Annotated in this window: 13 protein-coding genes and 1 tRNA gene; 5 read left to right on the top strand and 9 right to left on the bottom strand. The window is 60.1% G+C overall.

The genetic code is table 11. The features are described 5' to 3' along the window. Positions 1–5: 5 nt before the first annotated feature. Together trpD and J3O30_RS11770 are read right to left on the bottom strand one after the other, a co-directional pair. Entirely contained in the window at positions 6–1,022 is a 1,017-nt protein-coding gene (gene trpD / locus J3O30_RS11775; RefSeq protein ID WP_207580529.1) for an anthranilate phosphoribosyltransferase, read from the bottom strand. A 9-nt stretch (positions 1,023–1,031) separates the two neighbouring features. After that, positions 1,032–2,924, bottom strand: a complete 1,893-nt coding sequence (locus J3O30_RS11770) for a peptidylprolyl isomerase (RefSeq protein ID WP_207580528.1) — start codon at positions 2,922–2,924, stop codon at positions 1,032–1,034. A gap of 219 nt (positions 2,925–3,143) precedes the next feature. On the opposite strand from J3O30_RS11770, the gene J3O30_RS11765 reads away from it, so the two are divergent. After that, on the top strand, positions 3,144–3,425 hold the full coding sequence (locus J3O30_RS11765; RefSeq protein WP_026188395.1) for a hypothetical protein: 282 nt from the start codon (positions 3,144–3,146) through the stop codon (positions 3,423–3,425). A gap of 73 nt (positions 3,426–3,498) precedes the next feature. Here the strand turns inward: J3O30_RS11765 and J3O30_RS11760 are convergent, their stop codons facing one another. Then, positions 3,499–3,753, bottom strand: a complete 255-nt coding sequence (locus tag J3O30_RS11760; protein ID WP_207580527.1) for a GlsB/YeaQ/YmgE family stress response membrane protein — start codon at positions 3,751–3,753, stop codon at positions 3,499–3,501. Between the two features lie 546 nt (positions 3,754–4,299). Beyond that, entirely contained in the window at positions 4,300–4,437 is a 138-nt protein-coding gene (locus J3O30_RS11755) for a hypothetical protein (RefSeq protein WP_207580526.1), read from the bottom strand. Between the two features lie 87 nt (positions 4,438–4,524). Here J3O30_RS11755 and J3O30_RS11750 point away from each other — a divergent pair, with 87 nt between their 5' ends. The 3 genes from J3O30_RS11750 (at position 4,525) to J3O30_RS11740 (ending at position 7,005) form a co-directional block, all read left to right on the top strand. Continuing rightward, positions 4,525–4,680, top strand: a complete 156-nt coding sequence (locus J3O30_RS11750; protein ID WP_207580525.1) for an entericidin — start codon at positions 4,525–4,527, stop codon at positions 4,678–4,680. Positions 4,681–5,183: 503 nt separating this feature from the next. Further along, positions 5,184–6,056: a transglutaminase family protein gene (locus J3O30_RS11745; RefSeq protein ID WP_207580524.1), complete on the top strand. Its 873-nt coding sequence runs from the start codon at positions 5,184–5,186 to the stop codon at positions 6,054–6,056. Positions 6,057–6,162: 106 nt separating this feature from the next. Continuing rightward, positions 6,163–7,005: a transglutaminase family protein gene (locus J3O30_RS11740; RefSeq protein WP_207580523.1), complete on the top strand. Its 843-nt coding sequence runs from the start codon at positions 6,163–6,165 to the stop codon at positions 7,003–7,005. Here the strand turns inward: J3O30_RS11740 and J3O30_RS11735 are convergent. Continuing rightward, positions 6,992–7,216 (bottom strand): alkylphosphonate utilization protein, encoded by a 225-nt coding sequence (locus J3O30_RS11735; RefSeq protein ID WP_207580522.1) that lies wholly within the window; start codon positions 7,214–7,216, stop codon positions 6,992–6,994. The two genes, J3O30_RS11740 and J3O30_RS11735, sit on opposite strands and share 14 nt — an antisense overlap. A 119-nt stretch (positions 7,217–7,335) precedes the next feature. Continuing rightward, positions 7,336–8,229 carry a LysR family transcriptional regulator gene (locus J3O30_RS11730; protein WP_207580521.1) on the bottom strand — a complete coding sequence of 298 codons (894 nt, stop codon included), beginning with the start codon at positions 8,227–8,229 and terminating at the stop codon, positions 7,336–7,338. A gap of 132 nt (positions 8,230–8,361) precedes the next feature. Between J3O30_RS11730 and J3O30_RS11725 the strand changes: the two genes are divergently transcribed. After that, complete coding sequence (locus J3O30_RS11725; RefSeq protein ID WP_207580520.1) at positions 8,362–9,798, top strand: MFS transporter; 1,437 nt, start codon at positions 8,362–8,364, stop codon at positions 9,796–9,798. 424 nt (positions 9,799–10,222) lie between these two features. Here the strand turns inward: J3O30_RS11725 and J3O30_RS11720 are convergent. The 3 genes from J3O30_RS11720 to J3O30_RS11710 form a co-directional block, all read right to left on the bottom strand. Continuing rightward, a tRNA-Ser gene (locus J3O30_RS11720) sits at positions 10,223–10,312 on the bottom strand. Between the two features lie 193 nt (positions 10,313–10,505). After that, positions 10,506–11,681 (bottom strand): GGDEF domain-containing protein, encoded by a 1,176-nt coding sequence (locus tag J3O30_RS11715; protein WP_207580519.1) that lies wholly within the window; start codon positions 11,679–11,681, stop codon positions 10,506–10,508. Positions 11,682–11,888: 207 nt separating this feature from the next. Further along, a complete protein-coding gene (locus tag J3O30_RS11710; protein ID WP_207580518.1) occupies positions 11,889–12,092 on the bottom strand; it encodes a hypothetical protein in 204 nt (67 codons plus the stop codon). Positions 12,093–12,399 lie beyond the last annotated feature (307 nt).

Below are 12,399 nucleotides of genomic sequence, written 5' to 3'. Positions count from 1 at the left end.
TAATCCTAGTCGATATCGTTGGAAACGGCGATGAGTTTGTCGAGAGCGAGCGCGGTGGCGCCGCTATCGAGCGACTGCGCCGCGAGCGTCATGCCGTCGCGAATCGTTTCGACCTTGCCGGCGATCACCAGCGAGGCGGCGGCATTGGCAAGCGATATATCGCGATAGGCGTTCTTCGCGCCGCTGAGCACCTCGCGAAGCGCTGCGGCGTTGGCGACACCATCGCCGCCCTTGATGTCGGCAAGCACGCTGGGGCTGACGCCGAAATCGGCGGGCGACAGCTCGAAGGTGCGGATCTTGCCGTTTTCGAGTGCGGCTACCTTGGTGATGCCGGTCGTGGTGATCTCATCGAGGCCGTCGCCATGAACCACCCAGACGCATTCGGAGCCGAGATCGCGCATGACTTCCGCAAGCGGCACCAGCCATTGCGGCGAGAAGACCCCCAGCAGCTGGCGGCGGACGCCGGCCGGACTGGAGAGCGGCCCGAGCAAGTTGAAGATGGTGCGGGTGCCGAGTTCGACCCGGGATGGGCCGACATGGCGCATGGCGGAATGATGAAGCTGCGCGAACATGAAGCCGACGCCGGCCTCAGTGATGCAGCGGGAAATGATCTCGGGGCCGACATCGAGCTTGACGCCGAGTGCCGCCAGATTGTCCGCCGCACCCGACTTCGAACTCAGCGCCCGGTTGCCGTGTTTTGCGACGGGGACACCGGCGCCGGCGACGATCAGCGCCGCCAGCGTCGAGATATTGTAGGTGCCGCTGGCATCGCCGCCGGTGCCGACGATGTCGATCGCATCGGCCGGAGCCTCGACGGTCAGCATCTTCGAGCGCATCGCGGTGACGGCGCCGACGATCTCGTCGACGGTTTCGCCACGCACGCGCAGCGCCATCAGGAAGCCGCCGATCTGCGAGGGCGTCGCCTGGCCCGACATCAGGATGTCGAAGGCGGCGCGAGCCTCGTCACGCGTCAGCGGCTCGCGGCTTGCGGCCTTGGCCAGGAACGGCTTCAGATCGGTCATAAAGGCCTCCTAACGAAGCGTCGCCTGTTCGGCGAGCGTCTGGTTGATCTGCGCGCCGTACTGCGTCTGCAGCAGGTTGACCATCTGATCGAGAATATCGTCGCCGGCGGCATTGGCCATGGCGGTGATCTGGGCATCGCGGTTGTTCAGCGCATCGCTGGTCGGCTCGCTGTTGACCTCTGTGACCTTCATCAGGATCTGCGTCGACGGATCGGCGCCGACAGCGCTCGCGACCGTATCGATGGGGCCGGAGAAAGCGGCGGTGACGCCGGCGCGGCCAAGCACCGGATCATCGGTTGAGCGGGTGACGCCGCTCTTGCTTTCGACGGCGATGCCGAGCGGCGTTGCGATATCGGCAAGCGCGGTGCCCTTGGCGGCTGCGGCCTTCAATTCGTCGGCCTTCTTGGCAAGTTCGGCTTTCTGCTGTTCCGCCGTCCAGTCCTCGACCGCCTTTTCGCGCACCTCGGCGACCGGGCGCTCGCGGGTCGGCGTGATTTCGCGGACGTTGAACCAGACATAGCCATCATTGCCGATCGGCAGCGGCGGCGCATCGACGGCGACCTCGGTCTTGAAGGCTTCGCCGAGCAGCTGCTGCTTGACGGGAATATCCTTGACCTCTTTGCCGTCCTTGTCTGCGCCGGTCATATCGACGGCGTCGACGGCCACGGCCTTCAGCTTCAACTGGCCGGCGATATCCTCGAGCGTGGCGCCGCCGGCGCGCAGATCCTCGATGCGGTCATGAACGTTGATCACTTCCTGAGAGGCATTGGAAAGCGCCAGCTGCTTGCGGATGTCCTCCTTCACCTCGTCGAAATTCTTGGTCGTTTCCGGCTTGATGTTGGTGATGCGCAGGATGACGGAACCGAAGGAGCCCTCGACCACAGGTGTCGTGCCGCCATCGCGCGAAACCGCGAAGGCCGCATCGGCAACAGCCTGGTCGGGAACCTTGTCCTTGGTGAACTCGCCGAGCAGTACGTCGCTTGCCGTCTTGCCCTGGTCGGAGACCAGTTGATCGAAGCTGGTGCCGCCCTTCAGGGCCGTTTCGGCGGCGGTGGCAAGATCCTTGCTGGTGAAGGTCAGCTGTTCGATGGTGCGGCTTTCCGGCGTGCGGTAGGTATCCTTGCTCTTGTCGAAGGCTTCGTGGATCTGGTCGTCGGCGACCGTCGCTGCGTCAGCGATATCGGCGGGCTGCAGCTTGAGATAGACGAGCTTGCGGTACTCAGGCGCCTGGTAGCGTTGCTTCACACCCTCGAACCACGCCGCCAGCACGTCGTCGGCAGGCGCCTTGATCGGCTCGATATTGGCGTTGGTGAGCAGCAAATAGTCGACGCTGCGGCTTTCACCGCCATAGAGCTTCAGGGCGTCGACCAGCGTCTTCGGAGCGGTAAAGCCGTTCGAGATGGCATCGACGACCTGGCTGCGGACGGCGACCTTGCTGCGCTCCTTGATGTAATCATCCTGGCGGATATTGGCATTGCGCAGGCGCGAGATGAAGAGTTCACGGTCGAACTTGCCGTTGACAGCCTTGAATGCAGGATCATCGGCGATCAACTGGGCGAGGCGATCTTCGGACAGCCCGAGGTTCATTTCTTCGGCAAGCTGATCGAGCGAGGCGCCGGCGACGAGCTGGGCCAGCACCTGCTGCTCGACGCCGAAGGCGCGGGCCTGTTCCGGCGTGAGGCGCGTGCCGAACTGCTGGCTGAGGCTTGCCACCTGGCGCTGGTAGGCGAGGTGGAATTCGTTGACGTCCACATGCTGATCGCCGACGGTCACGACCGTGGTGCTGTTGCTGCCGGTAATCAGCGACCGGGAGACGCCCCAGATGCCGAAGGACGCGACCAGCAGAAGCATCAGCAGCTTGGCGACCCAGGTCTGAGCGGCTCTTCTCAGGATATGGAACATAGAAACGCAAACCTCGCAGTATCATTAACCCGCGCGCGGGCGGACATTTGACGTTCCTTAGAACAAACGCGACAGGAAATGAAGGGTTTGTCGCGCGAAAAGCTGCGCCGGGCGGCGGCGGCGGCGTGGCGGCTCTGCGGCGAACAAAAGATCGGTTGCGGCGGAACCTTTCGGGCCGCCATTTCGTTGAACCCGCATCCCATGAAACAGGAGCAGACCATGGCTGAATTGAAAACCGCTTCCGCCGAATCCACCGCTGCGCGGGTCAAGGCCGATATCGCAGCAGACGATCTGTCGGCGCAGGTCGCGGCCCTTCGCAACGATCTCTCCCGGCTGACGGAAAGCGTGGTCGCGCTCGGCCAGGGGGCAAAGTCGGCGGTGACCGACGAGGCATCGCTGATGACGGAACAGCTGCGCGACAAGGTTCGTGAAGAACCGCTGATGGCGCTCGCGGTGACGGCAGGCATTGCCTATGTTTTCGGCCTGCTGAGCCGCCGCTAGAAAGAATTCAGGACAATGAAAAGCCGGGCGCAATGATAGCCCGGCTTTCGATGTTTGAAGGCTAGCGCGACCTTCAGCGGCGGATGACGCGCCCGATGAAAATCAGGATGCAGGCACCGATAAAGCCGGTGATCAGATAACCCAGCCAACCTGCAAGCGGCTGGATGTGCAACAGACCCAGGATCCAGTTGGCGACGATGGCGCCGACGATGCCGAGCAATATGTTCATGAGCAAGCCCATGCTGCTGCTCATGACCTTTTCCGCCAGCCATCCGGCGATGCCACCGATGATGATGGCTGCAATCCAACCCACGCCTGCGTTTTCCATGATTATCTCCCTCCTGGCAAAACGAGTCACAGAATGCACGAATCGAAGGGAAGTTCCACTCCCAGTTACGAGATTGCTCGCGCGTTCAGCAGCTTATGTGACTTACGGCTGCAGCATGGTAACAGGGGACTCCAACGCGTGGATAGCAATCTGAAACAAGAGGCCAGCAATGGCAAGTATTGCAAATCCCACCGGCATGATCAGGCTTTTGCTAAACATCGTTCCTCTCCCCTTTGCATAAAGCATAAGCGGAAGTGGACGGCGCGCAAGGATATTGTTAATGGATAGTTAAACGTGACATTTAACTAAAATTAAATACATTCGATAATGGTTTAAATGCTTGTATAAATTGAAACGTTTCTTGTCTAATATTTAGGGGTGCACTGACGGATAAGCTGCGTTTATTGTGCCAACCTTAATCTCCGTCGTGTCGTCGGTGCTATGAACGTCTGAAGTCCGTCGCATCAAAATAATTCATGCAACGCGTTTTAGCGCTTTGTTTTAATGCATGGGGTTCTGCCGGCACCGCTACACACCTCCGGGCGATTATGTCCGGTGAACGACGAGCATGAAGACGAGGAAGGACGCTGTCGCGACGGTCGCGGCGAAGGCAATCTGATAATCCATGTCGTTGATCCCGGTTGGATGGCTTCTGTAAACGCCGCTCGCGCCATAGAGTTCCATATGCGATCCGCACCGAAGGCCGGCGGATTGATTTTGGCAGGAAATGCATCATCTTTCCCTGATCGCCACTCCATCTGGGGAAACTCGATGTCAAAAGCTGTAATCGCCATCGCCTGCATCTGCCTGCTCACGCTTTCCGGCTGCGGCAATACCGCATACGGGCTGAAGAAGGATGGGCAGGAGGCGAGCCACGCCATGGACAATGCGACACATCGGGTGCTTTCGGCAGGTGCCAAGAAGTGAGACGCGCGCCAATATTCTCGCGGCAGGCGAAGAAGGGTCAACGGCGAAAAAAGCCCGCCTGGGGTGAGGCGGGCTTGCAATAACAGGGAGAATGGACGGATAGACGCCGTCTCGGCTAATGAAGCATTTCCTTAAGCGTATGGCTTTACGTCATTCGACGTAACCGCCACCGTGGCGACAGCGATGCGTTCAAGTCTAATCCAATCAGAAGTTGCCCCAGTTCTGGGCGCGGGCACGGGCGCGAATAATCCGGTATTCGCGACCGCCATAGAGCGAGCCGATTGTCAGCAGAAGCGTCAGAACGTCCCAGATGATATGCATTTTATCCTCTTAGGTTGGACGGCTCTGCCGTCGATCGCTTGATGTAGAATAGCAATTTTTCGAATGTGCTTATATGACAAGAAATCGGGATGAGCGGCGAAGCGGCGAGGGCGCCTCCGTAGAGGAAGAGCGGCGTCGCCGTCTTGGAGCAAGGAAGTGAAAAGATTACCGGACGGCGGCCGATGACGATTTTTTCCGTCCGCCACATCACGTCCTATCGGTACGTCAGGGCGGTCGATTTCGGCGAGCATCGCCTGATGTTCCGGCCGCGCGACAGTTTTGACCAGCGGCTGATCGAAGCGTCGTTGACGATATATCCTAAGGAAAGTCATGTGCGCTGGATCCACGATGTTTTCGGCAATTGCGTGGCGCTCATCGATTTTTCGAGGCCGGCGTCCGAGCTTCGTTTCGAAACCTGGATCACGCTCGATCACACACCCCAGGTCGCCCTTGATCTCAAGGTAGACGACCAGGCCCTGACCTATCCATTCTCCTACGACAAGGACGAAATTGCCGATCTGACGCCGGCGATGCAGCGCCATTATCCCGACCCCAACGACGATGTCGGACGCTGGGCGCGCCAGTTCGTGCGGCAGGGACGTCCGACAGAGACCGGGCATCTGCTGATGACGCTCTGTTATGCCATTCGGGAAAGCTTCGTCTATGCGCGCCGGATGGAGCACGGAACGCAGACGCCGCAGCAGACTTTGCAGCTTCGCTCCGGCACCTGCCGGGATTTCGCGCTGCTGATGATGGAGGCGGCACGCGTCCTCGGCCTCGCGGCGCGGTTTGTCACGGGTTATGTCTATGTTCCCGATCGCGACGGCTCCACCGTGCTCGGCGGCGGTTCCACCCATGCGTGGTGCCAGATTTATCTTCCGGGCGCCGGCTGGACGGAGTTCGATCCGACCAATGGGATCGTCGGCAACCGCGATCTCATTCGTGTCGCCGTTGCCCGCGATCCGCGCCAGGCAGTCCCGTTGAGCGGCAGCTATGATGGGGATGGGACGGATTTCGACAGCATGACGGTGCAGGTCAACGTCACCACGAAGTAATATCGGACATCCCGAGTTTTGCGGCGACAGCCGCGGCTGCGGGAACCGGGCAGCGCGATCCACGTTGCATAGTCACGCCACCTATGTGGGACACAAGGAAGCCACAATGAAGATACGCGCCGGGTTTCATTTGGGCTATGAATGTACGCAGCCGACACCGATGCTGCTCGTCCTCAATATTCATCCCTCCCGTCGCGCCGATCTTCTCAGCGAGCAGGTGCTGACATTCGACCAGCCGATCGAGGCCTGGGGCTATACCGATGTGTTCGGCAATGCCTGCAGCCGGATCGTCGCCCCGCCAGGCCTTACAACGATTTCCACGGAATTCGAGATCTATGACAGCGGGCAACCGGACATAGTTCCCGACGATGCCATCCAACATGCGATCAATGACCTGCCGGACGATGTGCTCGTCTTCCTGCTCGGCAGCCGCTATTGCGACACCGACAGGCTTGGCGATTTTGCCTGGGCAACATTCTCGTCGACGCCGCTCGGCTGGGCGCGCGTCCAGGCGATCTGCGATTTCGTTCATGACCACATCACCTTCGACTACCAGAAGGCCGATTTGCTGCGAACCGCGCATGGCGGCTTCACCGACAAGGCCGGCGTCTGCCGCGACTTTGCCCACCTCGCCATCGCGCTTTGCCGATGCATGAATATCCCAGCCCGATACTGCACCGGTTATCTCGGCGATATCGGTGTCCCGATCGATCCCAATCCAATGGATTTCAGCGCCTGGTTCGAGGTTTTTCTCGGCGGCCACTGGCATACGGTCGATGCCCGCCACAATAGGCCGCGCATCGGCAGGATACTGATGGGGACCGGCCGCGACGCCACCGACGTCGCGATGTCGACGGCCTTCGGCCCGGCAACGCTCTCCCGCTTCGAGGTGATCACCGAGGAAGTGCCGCAGGACGGGGCGGGCGAGGCCGATCCTATGCCTTCTTGAGGAATTCCGTTTTCAACACCAGACCCTTGACCTGCTTGGTGTTGCACTCGATCTCGCCGAGATTGGAGGTCAGGCGAATGCCCTTGACCAGCGTTCCGCGCTTCAGCGTCTCGGAGGTTCCCTTGACCTTGAGGTCCTTGATCAGCGTCACGGAATCGCCATCGTGAAGCTGGCTTCCGTTGCTGTCCTTTACGATGATGTCGTCGGCCATGATGTTTCCGCCTGATAATTCGCCTGATGATCTTGGGCGCGGGAAATCACGTCTACAAGGGATAGTCAACCATTGCGAACGGATCGATCACTCGCCGGTCAGTTCGACGTGGCCGCCGATCACCCCGCCGCGCAAGCGTCCCGAACGCAGCCGCGCAGCCAGCGATGGGCCGGATCGGCATCCATCCGGGGATGCCACAGCAGTGAAACGGTGATCTCAGGGGTCGGAACCGGCAGGGGAAAACTGCGCATCCCCTGGCGCAAAGCTCCGGTGTGCCGTTCCGGCACGCTGGCGATCAAATCCGACGCGCGGGCGAGAGCCAGCGCGGTGGAAAAACCGCCGACGATGGTGGCAATCTGCCGTTCCAGCCCGAGCGCATCAAGGGCTTCATCGATCGCGCCCTTGTCGAGCCCGCGCCGCGAGACATGGATGTGCCGGCCGGCCGCATATCGGGAGGGTGTGACATCGTCCCGGCAAAGCGCATGCCCCGTTCGAACGACCCCGATGAAGCGGTCGCGGAACAGGGCATGCGCCCGCACCTCCGGGCCCATCGTGTCGCCGACGACACCGGTTTCCAGGTCGACGCTTCCGTCGCGCAATGGGGCGCTGTCCTTGTCTGGCTTCTGCACGAAACGCAGCCGCACGCCGGGCGCATCACCACCGAGGCGGGCGATAAGATCGGGTCCGAAGCTCTCAGCGAAGCCCTCGCTGGCGCGCAGCGTGAACGTTCGGACCAGGCGTTGAAGGTCGAGCGCCTCGGCAGGGCGCAGGACCGTTTGCGCCTCCTCGACGATCCGGCCGACCCGTTCGCGCAGTTCGAGCGCCCGGGGCGTGGGGACGAGGCCGCGGCCGGCGCGCACCAGCAGCGGATCGCCCGTCGTTTCGCGCAATCGCGCCAGCGCCCGGCTCATCGCCGACGGGCTGAGCCGCAGCCTTTGGGCCGCACGCGCAACGCTGCCTTCGGCAAGCAGCACATCCAGGGTGACAAGCAGGTTGAGATCGGGTGTCGACATACATCCGATATAACACTGTTTGATGTGGCGCCAAACGCATCAATACAATGCAAATGCTGCGCGTTTCGCCATATCGGCCGGAGCGTTATGTTTCCTTCGCTCCGTTTCGGGAGCAGTAACGAGGAGTTCACGGTGAAGCCGATCATTGCAGAGCCAGGCGAGGCCGGTGTCGAACGCACATATTCCGTCCGTTGGGCACTCACCAGTCTTTCCCTCTCCATGTTGTTGCCATCGCTCGGCACCAGCATCGCCAATGTCGGCCTGCCGAGCCTGGCGCGGGCGTTCAACGCCTCCTTCCAGGACGTCCAGTGGATCGTGCTCGCCTATCTCCTTGCCATCACCACGCTGATCGTCAGCGTCGGGCGGCTCGGCGATATTACCGGCCGCCGCCGGCTGCTGCTCATCGGCATCCTGCTCTTCACGCTGGCCTCGGTCGTCTGCGGCCTTGCACCGACGCTGTGGCTGATGATTGCGGCGCGCGCGCTGCAGGGTCTGGGTGCGGCGATCATGATGGCGCTCACCATGGCCTTTGTTGGCGATACTGTGCCGAAGGCGAGGTCCGGTAGCGCCATGGGGCTGCTCGGAACCATGTCGGCGGTCGGCACGGCTCTTGGGCCGTCGCTCGGCGGGCTCATGATCGCCTCTTTCGGCTGGCCGGCAATCTTCCTCGTCAACGTACCGCTCGGCATTGCGACATTCGTTCTCGCTTTTCGCTATGTGCCGGACGAGATCGGCGGACAGAAGAAGAAGGATCGGGCCGGCTTCGATACATTGGGCACGCTACTGCTTGCCCTGACGCTTTCGGCCTATGCGCTGGCAATGACGGTCGGGCATGGCAGCTTTGGCCCGTTGAACCTGGCCCTGCTGCTTGCCGCCGGCTTCGGCGCCGCTCTCTTCGTCTTCGCCGAGGTCAGAACGGCATCGCCGCTGATCCAGTTGGCGCTATTCCGCAATCGCGTGCTCACCGCCAGTCTGGCGATGAACGCGCTCGTTTCGACGGTCATGATGGCGACGCTGGTGGTGGCGCCCTTCTATCTCTCCCGTGCGCTCGGGCTCAACGAAGCGCTGGTCGGAGCCGTCATGTCGATCGGTCCCGTCATCTCCATCCTCAGCGGTGTCCCGGCCGGTCGCCTGGTCGATCGTCTGGACGCGCCCTTCGTCATTGTCGCAGGGCTCGTCGCCATGGCTTTCGGTTGCATCGCTCTCGCCGTGCTGCCCGGAATCGCTGGCTACATCACCGCCATCGCTATGCTGACGCCTGGCTATCAGCTGTTCCAGGCAGCCAACAACACGGCTGTTATGGCGGATGTCCGCGCCGACCAGCGCGGCGTCATCTCCGGCGTGCTCCACCTGTCGCGCAATCTCGGGCTGATCACCGGCGCATCCGTCATGGGAGCCGTGTTCGCGTACGGATCGGCAGCATCCGAGATCGCCGCGGCGCGTCCCGAGGCCGTGCATTCAGGCATGCAGATCACCTTCGCTGTCGCAGCGGCATTGATCGCTACGGCGCTTGCCATCGCGGCGGCGACCTACCGGCGCCGAACCAATTCCGATTTAACTAAGCAATAAACGATCGAAACTTAGACCAAGGTCCGATCGATCCCGGACTTCGTACCCATGGCAACTCACGGTCACCGTAATAGATTTTGCGGCATTGGTGGAGTTGCGGGGTTTTGCGGTGACGAAGATTTTCGTTTTGGGAATGATACTGATGCCGGTTATCTTCTGGGGTTCTGTTGGCCTCTGGGTCTACTCGCTGTTTTCGTGAGTGGGGCGGCGTCTTCAGCTGCCGGTCACGCTATATCCAGGCCGTAAATCCCTTTAATCGGGTTGCACCGCGACCCTACAAAACATCTCGGACACGCCCTCCGGCATTGTAAGAGCTATTGCCGGCCGTCAGCTTGCAAGCTTTTCCAGCAATCTATGATTTCAGGCCGGATGGACCGTCATTCTGAGATCATGCGAGGGAGTAAAATCCTGCCGACTGGCGGTATGGCGGAAGAGGTGGGATTCGAACCCACGGTACGGTCTCCCGCACGCCGGTTTTCAAGACCGGTTCCTTAAACCACTCGGACACTCTTCCATCTGATTGAAAGGTTAAGAAATCACATTTCGTTGATTTCTTCCAACCGGCTGTTAGTGCCGGTTTGCGACCCAATCACTCGATGGCTGGGTTTTAGCAGCTTTGATCGCAGCGTCAACTTGCTCTGTAGCATATGCCGGCATTCCGCTATGGCGTGCCAGTCAGTCTGAGCGTGACCGAGCTCCAGTGTTTGTCAGCCTGCGCGGGCCGATCGCAGTTCCAGTGCAGGGGTGCTATTGGTCAACCCGATGCCGGTGAACAACTCCACCCGGTTGCGACCGTTATTTTTGGCACTGTAAAGCGCCTGATCCACACGCTTCTGGACGTCCTGTTCCGTGAGGCCCGCTTCCCACAGCGCCACACCTGCGCTGACGGTCAGTGAGACCTGTTTTCCGTCGAAGACGAGACTCAAGGCGTTGACCGCCTCACGTATCTGCTCCGCGAGTGCGAAAGCAGAGGCCTCGGTTTCGCCGCGAAGGAAGAGGCTGAACTCCTCGCCGCCCAGCCGACCAAAGACGCTGGACTGGGGTATGCTGTCAGCAATCGTCCGAGCAACATTTACGAGAACAACATCACCTTTGTCGTGTCCGAACCGATCGTTCACACTCTTGAAAAAGTCGATATCGATAAGGACGAATGCGTCTCCGGGTCCGAGGCCTTTAGGAAGCGAATTGAAGAAATGCTGCCGGTTGGGAACGCCGGTCAGCATATCGGTATTGGCAAGTCTGGTTAGCTTCTCTTCGGCTCGTTCCTGCACGAGCACGAGCACGAATAGAGCCACTGCGAAATGACAGATGATCAGCAAAAAGAATGCGTAGCGCGGGGGAAGAGGCGCATCGTTGGGAAAGATGAAACCGACCACGACCAACGCGGAGAGAGACGTCGCTACAAAAATAGCCGCGGAAAGACCGAGCCGCGCGGTCAGACGCTCGTCGAAGAAGTCGCGGGCGATCACGAACCCTGACAAGGCAAGCAGAATGGCGGCGTTGCCGTTGAACACGGATGCTCTGAGCCCGTTGTCCAAATACCACGGCGTGATCGCGGCACTCAGCGTCAGAACGACGGGAAGGAGCAACGGCCACCAGTCTCGAAGAGAGCTATGACGCCGGCTGAGGCCGAAAAGACCCACCGCCATCAGCCCGTAACCATTGGCGCCAAGCGAAAAACTCCAGAATGTTCTGGCATCATTGGACATGTGAAGGCGCTCATCCAGACCGGCGAGCGTTGAGGCGATCGCGAGCAAGGAGAAACCGACGGCAAGTACGCCGAGCCCTGGCGTCGCTCCAGAACGCCATCTCACGTAAAAGAAGCAGATTGCCCCCACGATGAAGGAAGACTTGTGTAGAAGAAGGACTGTCGCAAGATCCATTGCCGGAACCCGATATGAGATGAGAAGCGGGGTTGGAATAGCGGCTAAAATCTACTTTTCGATGAACGCTGCGCGACAATCCAACGGAAGAAAGCGCTGTTCTTTCAGATACTGCCGGCAAGCTTTGGACGCCGGTGGGAGTTTGCGTTTGGCGCATATCTCGTTGCCGCTGCAAGCTCTGTGTGAATTGCGCCGGAGACATCAGATCTAACGTCCGTCAGATCCGAGGCCCTTTGGACCGTTGAGTTGGTTCATATCCTCGCAAAGAGATCGAACTGCCGCCATCGTCACCGCGAGTGCCGACATCAGGATTGCGATGTCGTTGTCTTGATCTGGCTGAGAAAGCGCGCGAGACCGGGCATGCAACTGCTGGCTGACCGTCTCGAGCTGCATAATGATTTCATCGTTCATGGTGATCCTCCAAAGGCATAAACCTTCAAAGCCGGTGGCGGACATTTCGTTCCCGCGCAGTTGCGGAGGGTCAATACGAGACACTGCGTGTGCATAGCGTCATATCGCCGACAGCGTCTCAATATAAAGCTTTTCGAGCGCTTTGAAGCGGCCGAACGTTTACCATATTCACCGCATCGGCACGGGAATTTCAGGCCTCTTTGCGGCAGCGGAAGGGCGGGGCGGCAAGGCTCGCGTTAGTGATTTATAAACCATAATCATTAGAATTGTCGCTATCGCTGCGAAATCGTTCGTAAATTTGCCACGA

The sequence above is a fragment of the Rhizobium sp. NZLR1 genome, from assembly GCF_017357385.1.
In the GTDB taxonomy this organism is placed as follows: Bacteria; Pseudomonadota; Alphaproteobacteria; order Rhizobiales; family Rhizobiaceae; genus Rhizobium.
The sequence above is the reverse complement of the archived record's forward strand: the minus strand, read 5'-3'. Positions and strand labels throughout refer to the sequence as shown.